We start from the raw sequence: 15,125 nt of genomic DNA, 5'->3' as shown, positions 1-15,125 counted from the left end.
TCAAATACATTTGCACAGATGAATATACTTACGGCAACAGCGGATGGCTCTTTTACGCTATATAACGAGACTATTGGAGAACATTACCATTCCAAACACGGTGCGCTTCAGGAAAGTAAACATGTATTTATAGAAGCAGGGCTAAAAAAAGTTTTTACTGATTATCCTGAACAGAATATTAATATTCTGGAAGTCGGATTCGGCACGGGGCTTAATTACATACTGAGCCGTTCTTTTGCAGAAAGTATACAGCGTAATTTTAACTATACCGGAATCGAAGCATTTCCCCTCTCCCTTGCAGAACTTCAGTCTACCCAATATCAGCAATATGTTGCGGAACCTTTGTGGAATAAATTCGAACAGGATTATCAGCAAACCATTAGTCATCCAGCGGAAATCAGTACACCTGAGTACTTACAAATTGCACATACAACCCTTCAGGAATTCACAAGCAGGTTTAAATATGATCTTATTTATTTTGACGCATTCTCTGTTCAGCATCAACCTGAGCTCTGGTCAGATGAGATTATAACCAAAGTCTGCACCTTCTTAAAACCAGGCGGCATTTTCGTTACCTATGCAATTACAGGAAAACTTAAAAGAGCATTAAAAAGTTGTGGAATGGAGATAGAGAAACTTCCCGGTGCACCCGGAAAAAGAGAAATGCTAAGGGCGAGAAAACTTATATAGAATTAATCCCGATTAGGAAGAACAGAAAGGCTCAATCGAAAAAACGATTTCATAATCCATTCAGCATCAATTAAATTGGATATATTGACAAATGAAAGACGCAATTATACAAACTACAATCGCAGATTGCGTGTTAAGCAGTGATTGCGCAGCTGTCATATAAGAATTTAAAAACTAATGGAAAAAAGAAAATTAGGTAACACAGATTTAATCGTTCCCCCACTAACTTTCGGAGGGAATGTTTTCGGATGGACACTAGACGAAGCCCGTTCTTTTGAAATACTTGACGGTTTAATGGATTCAGAACTGAATTTTATTGACACAGCCGATGTTTATTCCAGATGGGTTCCTGGAAACGAAGGTGGCGAGTCAGAAGTCATTCTAGGCAAATGGATGAAATCCAGAAATAACAGGTCAAAAGTTATACTTGCCACGAAAGTAGGCAGTGATATGGATAGCAGCGGTAAAAAAGATTTGTCGGCCAAGCATATCAAAGAAGGTATAGAGGACTCATTAAGAAGGCTGCAAACAGATTATGTAGACCTGTACCAGTCCCACTATGATGACCTAAGTACGCCTGTAGAAGAAACTCTGGAGGCTTACGACCAACTTATCCGCGCTGGAAAAGTTCGGTGGATTGGAGCTTCCAATTTCAGTCCGGAAAGGCTTAAAGAGTCACTTGAAACCAGTAAAAGATTGAGCTTACCAAAATATCAGACTTTTCAGCCTGAATACAATCTTTATCAACGTGAAGGTTTTGAACGCGAGCTGGAAAAAATCTGTAAGGATAACCAGTTGGGTGTAATTAATTATTACTCCCTGGCAAGTGGTTTTCTAACGGGTAAATATCGTTCAGAAGCAGACCTTGGAAAAAGTGCCAGAGGGTCAGGAATTAAAAACTTTCTAAATGAACGGGGATTTAAGATCCTGAAGGCACTGGATGTGGTAGCCGAGCAATATAATGCTACACCGGCAAGCGTCGCCTTAGCATGGCTTATAGCCAGACCGTCTGTTACTGCTCCGATTGTTAGTGTAACTAGTTTAACACAACTGGAAGATCTGAACAGGGCAACTGCACTGAAATTAGATAACGAAGAAGTATCCATTCTGGATGATGCCAGTGCCTGGTCCTAGACCTGAAGCATTTGTATAAGGGTTTAACAAATGTCCTGCTTTTTTTTGGCAGGGCGTTTGTTTAGCCAAAGCAAATCTATTATAAACCAGGTATGAAATATAATACGCTCCCATTTTACGCCAAACTAGCATTAGTTTTAATTGCAATCATCTGTTTGGGGTATCTAGCTATTCTGGGTAAAACCTTACTTGCCCCACTCCTTTCCTCCTTTCTTTTAGCCCTGTTATTATTGCCTATGGCGAATTACATGGAAAGAAAACTGAGATTTAAAAGAGCTTTGTCTTCAATGGTGTCAGTGATTGTAATGATTAGCGTTATCTCAGCGATCCTGTTTTTCCTGGTTAATCAACTCAGTGATTTGGGTCAAGACTGGCCTTTACTGAAACAGCAGGCTATGCATTCATTTGAGGAGCTGCAGCGATGGGTATCCAATACCTTTAACGTGAACGCCCATAAACAGATCGACTATCTTAAAAACAGTGCTACAAGTGCAGTGGCAACGAGTGCAACGCTGGTAGGCACAACTTTAATGACGCTGTCATCTTCACTATTGTTCATGGCATTTCTGTTATTATTTACTTTTTTCATCCTGAATTACAGACGTATTCTTTATAGTTTTCTGAAAAGTGTCTTTAAAGAAGAACATGCAGAGAAAGTAAGTGCAATTGTTAACCAGATCCAGTACATTATTAAAAGGTATATTCTGGGGCTATTCCTCCAGATGTTAATCGTTACAGGGGTTATGATACTCGTACTTAGCTTGCTAGGTGTAAAGTATGCAGTGTTACTGGGTTTAATTACAGGGATATTCAATGTCGTACCTTACATTGGTATTTTCAGCGCTTTACTAATCAGCGTGCTGATTACCTTTGCGACTGCGGGTGCGGCGAAAGTTCTGCTGGTTATTATCAGTTTTGTCGCTGTACATGCACTCGATGGCAATATTCTACTGCCACTGGTTGTCGGTTCAAAAGTAAAAATCAATGCATTGTTCGCTTTTATCGGCATTGTAGTTGGCGAAATGCTCTGGGGTATTTCCGGTATGTTTCTTTGTATACCATACCTGGCCATGCTTAAAATTATCTTCGACAGGATCGATGAGCTTAAGCCCTGGGGCATATTATTGGGAGATGAAGATAAACCAGGTAAGAAGCGTAAAGTATACCGGATCACCAAGAAAATCACACTCGAAGAACCCGAATAATTTAAATTACTTAAATTCGCCATTATGGCTAATCATATCCCCCCAGCGGCTGCATCAGATCCATCAGCCGCTTTTTTACGTTTACTGACTGTTCTTGATACACTTAGAACAGACTGTCCATGGGACAAGAAACAGACTATGGAGACCCTTCGTCACCTTACCATAGAAGAGACCTATGAGCTGTCTGATGCCATCCTGGAAGGCGATCTAACCGAGGTCAAAAAGGAACTGGGTGACGTTTTAATGCATCTGGTTTTTTATGCACGCATTGCCTCAGAGACCAATGATTTTACCATCGTGGACGTCTTAAACAGTGTTTGTGAAAAACTAATTAGCCGCCATCCGCATATTTATGGAGATGTTGAAGTAGAAAATGAAGCCGATGTTAAGCGTAACTGGGAACGTCTTAAACTTAAAGAAGGTAATAAATCTGTTTTAGGTGGAGTTCCTGTGTCATTACCTGCACTTGTTAAGGCCAGCCGAATTCAGGAGAAAGCGAGAGGGATCGGTTTTGATTGGGACAACAAACAACAGGTCTGGGAAAAAGTAGAAGAAGAACTGGCAGAATTCAAACAAGAGTTCAATGTTGAAGAGCATGTTGCCATAGATCAGGAAAAGGCAGAATCTGAATTTGGCGACCTCCTGTTCTCACTTGTCAACTACGCGCGATTTATCGGTATTAATCCAGAAAATGCATTGGAAAAGACAAATAAGAAATTTATTAAACGCTTTCAGTATATAGAAACAAAAGCAGCAGAGAACGGTCAGGCGCTGCAGGATATGACGCTTGCCGAAATGGATGTTTATTGGAATGAAGCCAAAAAAATCCTTGCGCATTAGTACAGCAAAATATAGATTATAAAAAAACCGGTCCTATTGAGAGACCGGTTTTTTTTATGGAAATCACACTAGCCGTGTTTTTTCTTCATTGTCATTTTAGCCTTCTGGCCGATGCCATAGTTATAATTCTTAGAATTACTCTCTTTCTTTTCATGGTATGCACCGCCACCGACAGGCTCGTCAGTTTTCTCTTTTACCGGCCTGTTCTTATCAAGACCTTTTGTCCTTAGTGTTTTTTCTGCAACCAGCTCTTCCGGCAATTCAGCCAGCTCCAGCTTACGGCCAATAGATTGCTCAATTTTCTTAACCTGCAATAATTCCATATCTGTCGCAAAAGTAAGCGCCACCACCTCTGTAGGAATTTCTTTGTTTTTTATTACCCTGGTCAGGTAAGTTTCCTTCTCTTCAGGAAGTTCAAAGTGGATTAAGAAAGGAATGCCGCTCAGATCAAGAGATCCTGCACCTTCATTGGCTACAACCAGTACCCTGGCTTCAGGCGTCTCTTTGAAGTCTTCAAAGTTATCAAAACCATCCTCATCAAAATGAAGCGGTCTTAGCATAGATACTTCCATTTCATGTGGCGTGGACAGACTTTTAGCCAGTTTCTGCGCGGTAAGCCTTGAATTCACAAAAACGACTACCTTGTCAAACACCTCAGAGTCACGAAGTAAGTTGTGCAGCAGATTAACTTTTGTCTTATAATTTGGTACGTGATATAACAATTGCTCTACAGTTTCAGTCTGTGTATCGCCGAAATCTTCGACCTCGAGTGTCGTCGCGAAACTCATGAACTGATCGGTCATTTTAGTTAATTTTTCATGGATAACCTCTGTAAATACCAGATGCTGACATTTGCCTGCACTTCTGGCGAGCTCGCAAACCGGCAACTGCATTCCTTGTTTAATAATCAGCTCTGCATCATCTACAATAAAAGTCTGCAGCTTGCTTAAGTTTAAACCGAGTTTGAGATAAATAGCTCTTGCCCGCGTCGGCGTGGCAACAACGATATCGATACCCAGCACCAACTCATTAATTTCTGCTTCCATACCACCTGTACCGTACAAACCGACGATATTCAGATCCCTGTTTTTACTCAGTGAAACAAACTGATCGATCACGGCAATGGCCCTTTCCTGATCTGCAACTAAGATCAATACCTTAGGTGCATCATCTTTGGTATATTTTAAACGCATTAAAACGCCAAGAACATAGGTTGTAGTTTTACCGGAACCTTCAGGTCCTACAGCAATCACATCCTGACCACCCAGAATCCTTGACATTGTTTTCGCCTGAATTTCTTTGGGTGTTAAGTAACCTGCATCTGTCATCGCAGTGACAAGGGGCTTACTCAGTTTTAATTTATCTAATGACACAGTATTGATTTAAAAATGTAAGGCTGCAAATTTACGGAAATATGCCCAACATCCGTAATACTCCTGACAATCGGCTATAAATGCTTTTAAACGCCAATTCCGAATACGGAAAATAGGTATTCTATGGACATTGTATCAAGATTTTGATACAATGTCCATGCCTTCAGAAACCAGATTGATTAGCTTTGCCACCGATCGTGCACACCCGTGCATTTTATAAAACACAATTAACACCAATGAAAAAAACGTTATTTAGTTTATTCTTACTTACCGCTTCAATGAGCACTTATGCGCAGGATGCTGTAAGTTATCTAACCCCTCCACAGGAAATGGCAGACCTTTTACTGGCCAAACCAACTCCTGCAGTGCTTATTGATGGCAAGACAGAATGGATTCTGCTAAGTGAGAGAAACTCGTACCCTTCTGTAGAAGAGCTGGCTATGCCGGAATTCCGGATAGCAGGAATGCGGATCAATCCATCCAATTATTCGCCGAGCAGACAGATTTTTATTAATGATTTCACCCTCAAAAATCTGAAAACTGGTAAAACAGAAAAGATTAAAGGCTTACCCACAGCTTTATTTGCGGGGAATGTAGCCTGGAATCCGGGTCAGACAAAAATATCATTTACGCAAACTTCTGCCCAGGGAGTGGACCTATATGTAATAGACCTGGCCAGCCTTAACGCAGTTAAAATCAATACAGAGCCATTAAATGTGGTGATGAGCAATGGTGTCTTCTGGCTCAATGCAGAAACACTGGTTTACCGTACCGCAATTGCTCCGGCCAGCAGCATGCCTGTAAAGCCATTAATGCCTAAAGGTCCGGCAGTACAGCAGGCTTTAGGAAAGGCATCTCCAAGCCCAACTTACCAGGATCTGATCAAGTCTCCTTATGACGAACAGCTATTTGAATTCTTTGCCACGTCGCAATTGAATATCTTTAAAAACGGACAGCAGACGAAAGTAGGAAAACCTGCAATTTATCTGAGTGTAGAGGCTTCACCTGATAAAAAATTCTTACTTCAGCGAGTAATCAACAAACCATTCTCTTATACCGTTCCAGCCAGAGGATTTCCTTCCACGGTTAAAATTACCGACCTGACCGGAACGACTGTAAAATTGCTTGCAGACCTGCCATCATCAGAAGGTACACCTTCAGGTTACGATAATGTTCAGAATGTAGCGAGAGGTTACAGCTGGAGAGCAGACCAGGCTGCAACTGTAATCTGGGCTAAACCACTGGATAGCGGACTAATCAAAAAAGAAGTTCCTTTTCATGATGCCGTATATGCGCTTTCTGCACCTTTTAATGGTACACCCAAAGAACTCTTTAAAACACAGAACCGTTACCGCAATACAGCCTGGGGAAATACCACGCTTGCATTGGTTTATGAAATGTTGAGAAGCAAGCAGACGCAGAAAGTAAGCCGTTACAACCCGCAAGCCGGAACTTTGGAGACTCTATATGAGTTAAATTTAACAGATAAATATAATGATCCCGGAGAACCGGTAACTGAGAAGAATGAATTTGGGCAGCAGGTTGTACAAATCCTGGATAAAGGCACTAAATTACTGTTTAACAATACGACCGGATCCTCTCCAAAAGGCGATTTACCTTTCCTGGCTAAATTCGATCTGAAAACTAAAAAGAATGACATTATATGGCGCAGTGCTCCTGGCACATTTGAGTATGTTTCAGATGTTCTTGACGCGAATAAACTGGTCTTATTAACCCGTAGGGAATCCCAAAAGGACGTACCCAACTATTACCTTAAAAATCTGGTATTACGTGTAGCGGACCGTCAACTTACAGATTTTACAAACCCTTACCCACAACTTGAAGGCGTAATCAAAGAAAAAATTTCTTATAAACGCGCTGATGGGGTTGATCTGACTGGTGACCTGTATTTACCGAAAGGTTACGATAAAGCTAAAGACGGCCCTTTACCGACACTAATCTGGGCATATCCCCGTGAATTTAACTCCGCGGCAGACGCAGCACAAATCAGGGGCTCAAAAGACCGTTTCACGACAATTAGCTGGGCTTCCCCTATTTATTGGGTAACTCAGGGATATGCTGTATTGGACAATGCAGAAATGCCGATTGTTGCGCGTGACGGTAAAAAGCCAAATGATACCTTTGTAGATCAGCTGAAGTTAAATGCAGAAGCAGCGATTAATAAATTGTCAGACCTGGGGGTCGGCGACCGGAATAGAATGGCTGTCGGCGGACATAGCTATGGTGCATTTATGACAGCCAACCTGCTGGCGCATACCAACCTGTTTAAAGCAGGATTGGCAAGAAGCGGTGCTTACAACCGTACTTTAACGCCGTTTGGATTCCAGAATGAAGATAGAACTTATTGGGACGTACCGGAACTTTACTACCAGATGAGCCCTTTCAGTTATGCTGACAAAATCAAAACCCCACTATTATTAATCCATGGCGATTCAGATGATAATCAGGGAACTTTCCCAATGAATTCAGAACGTCTGTTTAGTGCGATCAAAGGATTTGGTGGTACAACCCGTTTCGTTTTCCTTCCTTATGAAGCACACAGTTATAGAGGAAAAGAAAATATTCTGCATATGCTTGCAGAGATGAATAACTGGTTAGATACTTACGTTAAGAATGCTAAATAATCAAACTTTTGCTGGTTCATAGAACAGCAGTTAAATAAAAATCCCGGCTTAGTAACCGGGATTTTTTTATTTAAATCTTATTGCTTTTAGCGGTGAAATCCTGCTGACCAGCATAGAAGGAATAACAAGTACCACTAAACAAATAATTAGTGTAGCAGCGTTTAACATTAATACATCTGATAAATGAAGTTCAATAGGCACATAATTCAGATAGTATGAAGTCTGATCCAACTTAAATACGTGGGTATATTGCTGCAGAAAAGCTAATCCCAAACCTAAAATATTCCCCAGAATCAGACCTAAACCCACCAGGTAAACCGCGTTATATAAAAATACCTTCATTACATCGGCATCACGCATTCCAAATGCTTTTAACATACCGATCATATTAGTTCTTTCCAGTATCATGATTAATAAGGCCGTAACCATATTAATTACCCCAACTATCATCATCAGCACAAGCAGAACTTTTGTATTCACATCAAGTAAAGACAACCAGGTGAAGATATTTGGGAAATATTCTTCTACCGATTCAGACCTGAGCTTCATGTCCAGCCCCTGGTAAACCTTATCCGAGACAGGTCTTAACCTGGCAAAGTTTTTAATCCTGACCTCTATGCCGCCAACTTCATCACTTTTCCAGTTATTTAGTCGTCTGATAATATTAAGATCACCGAGTGCAAACCCCTTATCTATCTCTTCCACACCAATATCATAGATGCCAACAATCTTAAACGGGCGTTTACGTGGCGGGTCCTGTACGAAATGCATGATAAACTGGTCACCTGTTTTGAGCTTTAACCTGTCAGCAGTATAACTGGAGATCAGGATTTCCCGCATGGCCTGGGTGCTGTCGGCAAAGTTGATCACGCGGCCACTGACTAAATGCTTTTCAATATATGACCAGTTGAAACCCTTTTCAACACCTTTAAAATTAATCCCTTCGACTTCATCATTTGCAGAGATAATGCCTGGTTTGGTAGCATAAGATTGGAAATAATCGATATCGGGGTTATTCTTTAAGGTTTCGATTGTCTGCCCGGAAGGCACAAAAGGTGCGAGTTCAAATGAGTTATTAGTATCCAATTTAAAAATCCGGATATCACCGACATACCCTCTTACCTTCTGCTGAATTTCAGTTTTAAAACCTTTGATAATTGCTACTGAGAGCATCATAACTGCCAGACTAAGCATAACTCCGGCAATAGCAATACGGACTATCAGTTTAGAAAATGTCCTTTTAGATTTTATGGCGATACGCCTTGCTATGAAATAAGATGTATTGATATTTTTCAAGTATAATATTCGTTATAAAAGTCTTTTTTCCTGAGGATCAAGACCGGGCTGTAAAAATGCGAATATTAATTCAGTATGAAAGTTTAAATCAATGGATATTATAATTGACTGCTTCCTGCCAGCTGTCTTCAATTTCCAGTAATTCGGAAGGTTTTATCTGCAGTGCATGTGCAATACTGAAAATCGTTTCTACTGAACAAGCCAGTTTACCTAATTCAATCCTCGACAAATGTGAATAAAAATCGCCGTCCGGATGAACCCTTCCCGCAAGTTCGACGATTGTCATACCTTTCATTTTTCGGTGTTTCCGAATATTATTTCCTAATATTTTTTTTCCGTTTCGCTCAGGCATAAAACAATTTAAAAAAAATTCTAATGCAATATAGCATATATTCTGACCTGTCATGACATAAAACAGACAAATAACTGTATTAACATGAAATGCTTAACTTTGTTTCAAAGCCAAAGCCTATGAAATCTATCCCTCACATACTAAGCTGTTTAATTTTAATGTTCTTTATTACGCAGTCCTGCAAAGCAGATACGGGACAATATCAGACAACGAAAACTGATACGCTTCAGAGCGGCATCCTTACAGGAGCGGAACAGACAGAAAAATATCTGCATTTGCTGCAGGGTAAAAGAGTAGGCATGGTTGTAAACCAGACATCCGTTATTGGAACCCGGACGGTCGTGGACAGTTTGCTGGAACGGGGTGTTAAAATAGTGAAGATATTTGGCCCTGAACATGGCTTTCGGGGAAAAGCAAGTGCAGGCATCGCCGTTGCAGATGATATCGATGAGAAAACCGGTATCAAAGTCGTTTCCCTTTACGGAAAGCATCAGAAACCAAGCACTGCAGAATTGCAGGATGTTGATATTATGATCTTTGATATACAAGATGTAGGTGTCAGATTCTACACCTATATCAACACACTTCAATATGTGATGGAAGCCTGCGCCGAAAATAACAAAGAAGTAATGATTCTGGATCGTCCGAACCCAAATGGCTTCTATATAGACGGGCCGGTTCTGGATTCGAAACTAGTTTCCGGGATAGGTCTTAAACCGATTCCGATCGTACATGGTCTAACAGTTGCGGAATATGCGCAAATGCTTAATGGCGAAGGCTGGCTAAAAAACAAACTGAAATGCAAAATTACGATTGTGCCGGTTGCAAATTATAATCACGATATGCCCTATACCCTACCGGTAAACCCATCCCCTAACCTTAACACACCGGAATCAATCCTGCTTTACCCAACGACATGTTTGTTTGAAGGCACTTATTTAAACCATGGCAGAGGAACCTTATTTCCTTTTACCATCGTCGGTGCACCTGCGCTGAAAGGGAAATTTAAGTTTTCTTATACACCGAAGAGTATTAAAGGGATGGCAGAAACCCCCTTACATATGAACCAGATTTGTTATGGTCTGGACCTGAGAAACTACGATACTGAAAACATTCGCCGTGATAAAGTGTTAAATCTGCAATGGCTGATAGAACTTTATAAAGCATACCCGGTTAAGGCTGATTTCTTTAACACAAAGCTGAGCAATCAGATGAATAGTATCGATAAACTTGCCGGTGTGTATACATTTAAACAGCAAATTATGGCTGGTAAATCTGAAAAAGAGATCCGTGCCAGCTGGGAACCTGCATTAAGTCAATATAAAACTATGCGCCAGAAATACCTGTTGTACCCTTAAAACAATTGATTATGTCTGAAGAACGCAAAAAGAAAAATGATAATCCGGCAAGTAATTACAAGGAAACAGTTCCTGAAGATAAGGTTGACAAGGGAAATAAAGCTGTAGTTAAACCTGAGGACAAAGATTATCAGAAAGAGGAACCGAAGTTTCCGAATCCGGCAAAAGAAAGAGAAAAAAGCGAGCAGCCACCGACTGCACATAATAACCGCACTTAAGATAACACCCGCCAGCTTTTAAAAGCTGGCGGGTGTTTTTATTTAGATTTCTTCTGTGCCGCACGAAGGAACTGCATTAAAACCTTTTCGTCATGCTCCATTGCCTGGCTGACAGGTCCTTCAGCCGCCCTGTTAATTTTCGTCAGATACGGTAAAAGCGAACCATCTTCAAAGCTCTCCAGCAGCAAAGGATAAACGTATGAGCTCTTGCATACCGCCCGTGTATTTCCAAGTTTGCTGGCCACGCAGTCAAGTACTTCCACTATAATTTTTTTATGCGAACTCTTTTCGTCCTGCCTCGCATTGCAGACCGCCAGCTGCCGCATAGCTTCCAGCGTACCGCCCCAGGTCCGGAAATCTTTCGCAGTAAAATCTCCGCCGGTAATCTCCCGGATATAATTATTGATCTTACCCGAATCAACTGCGCGATGTTCTTTTCCCTCCGTATAATACTGGAATAGATCCTGACCGGGAATTTCTTTACAACGCAATACCATTTTTGCCAACCCTTTATTGCGGAGTGTAACTTCTTGTTTAACCCCCTTTTTCCCTACAAATTTCAGCTTGAGCTGGTTGCCTTCCAGCCTGGCATGCTTATCTTTAAGGGTCGACAAACCATAACTTCCGTATAACTGGGCGTAGGAGTTATTTCCAATACGGATTAAGGTATGCTGCATTACCTCTACACAGATTGCCAGAACTTTTTGCTCATCATAATTCTTACGCCGCAGATGTGCGGCTACCTTTTTCCTGGCAGCGGGCAATGCCTTGCCAAAATCCAGCAGGCGAAAGTACTTACGATCCGACCTGCGGGAAGTCCAGTCATTATGGTAACGATATTGCTTTCTGCCCAGAGCATCAAGCCCGGTTGCTTGCAGATAAGCATTCTTTTTGGGCGCTATCCAAACCTCTGTCCATGCAGGTGGCAACACCAATGCATTTATCCGGGCCACCTGTTTCTCATCGGTAACACGCGATCCGTTTTGATTTTCGTAATGAAATTTCCCTGGTTTACCCTTTCTATAAATGCCGGGCATGGTATCAGTCATATACAACAAACCAATTTCTTTTATTTCTTCAGTTGTATCAACCATATAAAGCAGGAAAAAAGATTAAGCTTATTTTTCTAATTTTGTGAAAACAATAGGGTGCTGAAACAAGCAAGCTGCTAGCTTCAGCACCTACGAAAAACAACAACATAACATGATGAAAATAGTTTTCATGGGTACCCCTGATTTTGCAGTTGCTTCTTTAAATGCATTGGCAAACGCCGGATTTGAAATTGCTGCTGTCGTTACAGCAGCAGATAAGCCAGCCGGAAGGGGCCAGAAGATACAGGAGAGTGCAGTTAAACAATATGCAGTTGCACATGACATTAAAGTATTACAACCACTCAAACTTAAAGACCCTGAATTTATTGCAGAACTTGCTGCTTTAAAGGCAGATCTGCATGTCGTTGTAGCTTTCAGAATGCTGCCGGAGGTGGTATGGAATATGCCACCAAAAGGCACAATCAATCTGCATGGCTCACTTTTACCACAATACAGAGGGGCTGCTCCGATCAATCATGCAATTATCAATGGTGAGAAAGAAAGTGGAGTAACTACGTTTTTCCTCAAACACGAAATAGATACAGGCGACATTATTTTCTCTACCAAAGTAGATATCGCTCATGATGCTACCGCCGGAGACCTCCATGACCAGTTGATGGATGCAGGCGCAGCCTTACTTGTTAAAACTGTAAAAGCGATTGAATCCGGAGATTATCAGGAACAGCCGCAGCCACAAAGCGACACACTAAAACATGCACCTAAAATCTTTAAAGAAGACTGTAAAGTAGACTGGAATAAATCTGCAGGTGAGGTTTATAATTTAATCCGCGGACTAAGCCCGTATCCAACGGCTTTTACTGTCCTGAACGATAAGACGCTCAAGATCTTCAAAGCAGAACTCGCTGAAAAAGAAGTTAAAGGCACACCTGGAACCTGGTACACGGACGGTAAAACGAAATTAGAATACCAGGCTGCCGATGGTCTGATCTCCTTAATTGACTTACAGTTTGAAGGAAAAAAAAGAATGCAGGTAGGAGAATTTTTAAGAGGAATGCGTTTATAGCCAGAAGCTATAACGCATTCAATAAAGCACTCATGGATTTGGTGATTTCGTTGAAATAACGTTTTCTTCCATATCCCATTACCCAGCGGATACCGGATGAAGCATTGGTTATAAATACTTCATCTGCCGCCTGTAAGACTTCGGGGTTAATCTGGGCTTCGATGATAGAGACATTATTCTCTTTGGCCAGGTTCATGACAGCTTTACGCATTACACCAGCGATGCACCCTTCCGATAAGGCTGGCGTATAAATCTGCTTATCATATACCACAAAGATATTAGAGCTGATACTTTCGCATAAAAATCCATGCTGATTTAAAATAAACGCTTCATCCAACCGGTTTTGCTGTTTAAACAAACCGGCCATTACATATAGCTGTGAATTGCTCGTTTTATAATTGGAAAGCATGTTCACAGGCTTGGCGAGTTCGGAATACACACTAACGATTAAACCCTTTTTATTCAGCTGATAACTGTTATCGGCCATCGGGCTTGCTTCCAATATATAACCAGCTTCGTTACTTTCGGGAGTATATAACCCTTCTCCATCCCGGTAAACCGACAGACGGAAACGCGCATTATCTTTAAGCTTATTTTTCCTGCTGAGCTCTGCCGTTTTTTGTTTCAGAAAGTAGGCGTCAAACAAGACCCCGCCTTCAATTTTCAGGGCCTTCATCCCTGCCTGTAAACGTTCTGCATGCAATTCTGCAAACTTCAATTTCCCGTCGCACATTCTCATCGACTCAAAAAGCCCGTCTCCATAACGAAAACCACGATTCCTTGCTGTGAGAATCTGTTGGTTTGCGTTAAGCAAATGATGGTTATGTATAATATATTCTAATTGCATGAATCTCTTAAGACTGTACTATATAATTTCTCCATTTTTGGAGCACTGCGTCAAAATCTGGTGGCAAAGCAGCTTCAAACTCCATATATTCTCCGGTTCTCGGGTGTATAAATCCTAAAGTCTGTGCATGCAAAGCTTGTCTCGGAAGTAACTCAAAGCAATTAGCTACGTATTGCTTGTACTTAGTAAATGTTGTTCCTTTTAGGATCTTATCCCCTCCGTAATTGGCATCGTTAAATAAAGGATGGCCAATATGCTGCATATGCGCACGGATCTGATGAGTACGTCCGGTTTCAAGCTGACAACTGATCAACGTTACATAGTTTAGCCTCTCCAGCACGTTATAATGCGTTACCGACCACTTCCCTTTCTCTTCTTCGTCGTACACATCCATTACAATTCTGTTTTTCAAACTTCTGCCTATGTAACCTGATATTGTACCATCTTCTGCGATATCTCCCCATGCCAGTGCAATATATTTACGGGTAATAGAGTGATCGTAGAACTGCTTAGCCAATTTGGTCATGGTTATTTCATTCTTACTGATAATCAGCAGGCCGGAAGTATCCTTGTCAATCCTGTGAACCAATCCCGGACGACCTTCGTTGCCCGGTAACTGAGGTAACTGTTCAAAATGAAAAGCCAGTGCATTAACCAGTGTTCCTGTATAATTATTAAACCCAGGATGCACAACCATACCAGCTGCTTTATTTACAATCAGCAGGTCTTCATCTTCATATACAATATCCAGCGGAAGATCTTCCGGATAAACTTCAGTGTCCCTTGGCGGATGCGGAAAGACAATACTGATTTCGTCGGCGGGTTTCACTTTATAGCTGGCTTTAATCGTATTCTGATTAACCAGCACGTTACCCGCGTCTATTGCATTCTGTATCCTGTTTCTGGATGCATTCTCCATCCGGTGCATTAGAAACTTATCTATGCGCAGTAAAGACTGGCCTTTATCTACAACGATATTAAAATGTTCGTATAAATCCTGCTCTTCCAGTTCTGTCCCGCTGTTATTGTTCTCCATTCTTGACCTTTATTTG

14 protein-coding genes are annotated in these 15,125 nt (G+C 41.2%); 8 read left to right on the top strand and 6 right to left on the bottom strand.

Going from position 1 to position 15,125, the window contains the following annotated elements; translation table 11 throughout:
• Window positions 1–18: 18 nt before the first annotated feature.
• The 4 genes from mnmC2 to mazG all read left to right on the top strand — a co-directional run bounded on the left by mnmC2 (window position 19) and on the right by mazG (window position 3,869).
• Window positions 19–690: a tRNA (5-methylaminomethyl-2-thiouridine)(34)-methyltransferase MnmC2 gene (gene mnmC2 / locus BLR53_RS13420; RefSeq protein ID WP_074590345.1), complete on the top strand. Its 672-nt coding sequence runs from the start codon at window positions 19–21 to the stop codon at window positions 688–690.
• A gap of 177 nt (window positions 691–867) precedes the next feature.
• Window positions 868–1,824: an aldo/keto reductase gene (locus BLR53_RS13415; protein WP_074590342.1), complete on the top strand. Its 957-nt coding sequence runs from the start codon at window positions 868–870 to the stop codon at window positions 1,822–1,824.
• A gap of 92 nt (window positions 1,825–1,916) precedes the next feature.
• A complete protein-coding gene (locus BLR53_RS13410) occupies window positions 1,917–3,029 on the top strand; it encodes an AI-2E family transporter (protein ID WP_037442696.1) in 1,113 nt (370 codons plus the stop codon).
• Between the two features lie 24 nt (window positions 3,030–3,053).
• The gene (gene mazG / locus BLR53_RS13405; protein WP_074590340.1) at window positions 3,054–3,869 is read left to right on the top strand and encodes a nucleoside triphosphate pyrophosphohydrolase; all 816 of its coding nucleotides are present in this window, start codon (window positions 3,054–3,056) and stop codon (window positions 3,867–3,869) included.
• A 68-nt stretch (window positions 3,870–3,937) separates the two neighbouring features.
• On the opposite strand, the gene BLR53_RS13400 is transcribed toward mazG, so the two are convergent.
• Complete coding sequence (locus BLR53_RS13400) at window positions 3,938–5,242, bottom strand: DEAD/DEAH box helicase (RefSeq protein WP_037442700.1); 1,305 nt, start codon at window positions 5,240–5,242, stop codon at window positions 3,938–3,940.
• 236 nt (window positions 5,243–5,478) lie between these two features.
• Between BLR53_RS13400 and BLR53_RS13395 the strand changes: the two genes are divergently transcribed.
• Window positions 5,479–7,887 (top strand): alpha/beta hydrolase family protein, encoded by a 2,409-nt coding sequence (locus BLR53_RS13395; RefSeq protein WP_074590337.1) that lies wholly within the window; start codon window positions 5,479–5,481, stop codon window positions 7,885–7,887.
• 66 nt (window positions 7,888–7,953) lie between these two features.
• On the opposite strand, the gene BLR53_RS13390 is transcribed toward BLR53_RS13395, so the two are convergent.
• Window positions 7,954–9,183 (bottom strand): ABC transporter permease, encoded by a 1,230-nt coding sequence (locus tag BLR53_RS13390; protein ID WP_342342071.1) that lies wholly within the window; start codon window positions 9,181–9,183, stop codon window positions 7,954–7,956.
• An 88-nt stretch (window positions 9,184–9,271) separates the two neighbouring features.
• Entirely contained in the window at window positions 9,272–9,535 is a 264-nt protein-coding gene (locus tag BLR53_RS13385; RefSeq protein WP_262497183.1) for a helix-turn-helix domain-containing protein, read from the bottom strand.
• Between the two features lie 158 nt (window positions 9,536–9,693).
• On the opposite strand from BLR53_RS13385, the gene BLR53_RS13380 reads away from it, so the two are divergent.
• Both BLR53_RS13380 and BLR53_RS13375 read left to right on the top strand, forming a co-directional pair.
• The gene (locus BLR53_RS13380) at window positions 9,694–10,893 is read left to right on the top strand and encodes an exo-beta-N-acetylmuramidase NamZ family protein (RefSeq protein WP_244889522.1); all 1,200 of its coding nucleotides are present in this window, start codon (window positions 9,694–9,696) and stop codon (window positions 10,891–10,893) included.
• Between the two features lie 11 nt (window positions 10,894–10,904).
• Window positions 10,905–11,111: a hypothetical protein gene (locus tag BLR53_RS13375; RefSeq protein WP_037442707.1), complete on the top strand. Its 207-nt coding sequence runs from the start codon at window positions 10,905–10,907 to the stop codon at window positions 11,109–11,111.
• A gap of 38 nt (window positions 11,112–11,149) precedes the next feature.
• Here BLR53_RS13375 and BLR53_RS13370 read toward each other — a convergent pair whose 3' ends face one another.
• Window positions 11,150–12,205, bottom strand: a complete 1,056-nt coding sequence (locus BLR53_RS13370) for a DNA topoisomerase IB (protein ID WP_074590331.1) — start codon at window positions 12,203–12,205, stop codon at window positions 11,150–11,152.
• Between the two features lie 112 nt (window positions 12,206–12,317).
• On the opposite strand from BLR53_RS13370, the gene fmt reads away from it, so the two are divergent.
• The gene (fmt, locus tag BLR53_RS13365; RefSeq protein ID WP_074590565.1) at window positions 12,318–13,226 is read left to right on the top strand and encodes a methionyl-tRNA formyltransferase; all 909 of its coding nucleotides are present in this window, start codon (window positions 12,318–12,320) and stop codon (window positions 13,224–13,226) included.
• A gap of 7 nt (window positions 13,227–13,233) precedes the next feature.
• On the opposite strand, the gene BLR53_RS13360 is transcribed toward fmt, so the two are convergent.
• Complete coding sequence (locus tag BLR53_RS13360; RefSeq protein ID WP_074590329.1) at window positions 13,234–14,073, bottom strand: aminotransferase class IV; 840 nt, start codon at window positions 14,071–14,073, stop codon at window positions 13,234–13,236.
• A 7-nt stretch (window positions 14,074–14,080) separates the two neighbouring features.
• Window positions 14,081–15,109 carry an RluA family pseudouridine synthase gene (locus tag BLR53_RS13355; protein WP_074590327.1) on the bottom strand — a complete coding sequence of 343 codons (1,029 nt, stop codon included), beginning with the start codon at window positions 15,107–15,109 and terminating at the stop codon, window positions 14,081–14,083.
• Between the last annotated feature and the right edge of the window lie 16 nt (window positions 15,110–15,125).

It is taken from the genome of Pedobacter antarcticus, from assembly GCF_900103515.1.
In the GTDB taxonomy this organism is placed as follows: domain Bacteria; phylum Bacteroidota; class Bacteroidia; order Sphingobacteriales; family Sphingobacteriaceae; genus Pedobacter; species Pedobacter antarcticus.
This window is presented reverse-complemented; position numbering and strand designations above follow the sequence as displayed.

Coding starts and splice junctions, on each gene's coding strand:
- mnmC2 (WP_074590345.1), top strand. CDS start 19: ATGAATATACTTACGGCAACAGCGGATGGCTCTTTTACGCTATATAAC.
- BLR53_RS13415 (WP_074590342.1), top strand. CDS start 868: ATGGAAAAAAGAAAATTAGGTAACACAGATTTAATCGTTCCCCCACTA.
- BLR53_RS13410 (WP_037442696.1), top strand. CDS start 1,917: ATGAAATATAATACGCTCCCATTTTACGCCAAACTAGCATTAGTTTTA.
- mazG (WP_074590340.1), top strand. CDS start 3,054: ATGGCTAATCATATCCCCCCAGCGGCTGCATCAGATCCATCAGCCGCT.
- BLR53_RS13395 (WP_074590337.1), top strand. CDS start 5,479: ATGAAAAAAACGTTATTTAGTTTATTCTTACTTACCGCTTCAATGAGC.
- BLR53_RS13385 (WP_262497183.1), bottom strand. CDS start 9,535: ATGCCTGAGCGAAACGGAAAAAAAATATTAGGAAATAATATTCGGAAA.
- BLR53_RS13380 (WP_244889522.1), top strand. CDS start 9,694: ATGTTCTTTATTACGCAGTCCTGCAAAGCAGATACGGGACAATATCAG.
- BLR53_RS13375 (WP_037442707.1), top strand. CDS start 10,905: ATGTCTGAAGAACGCAAAAAGAAAAATGATAATCCGGCAAGTAATTAC.
- BLR53_RS13370 (WP_074590331.1), bottom strand. CDS start 12,205: ATGGTTGATACAACTGAAGAAATAAAAGAAATTGGTTTGTTGTATATG.
- fmt (WP_074590565.1), top strand. CDS start 12,318: ATGAAAATAGTTTTCATGGGTACCCCTGATTTTGCAGTTGCTTCTTTA.
- BLR53_RS13360 (WP_074590329.1), bottom strand. CDS start 14,073: ATGCAATTAGAATATATTATACATAACCATCATTTGCTTAACGCAAAC.
- BLR53_RS13355 (WP_074590327.1), bottom strand. CDS start 15,109: ATGGAGAACAATAACAGCGGGACAGAACTGGAAGAGCAGGATTTATAC.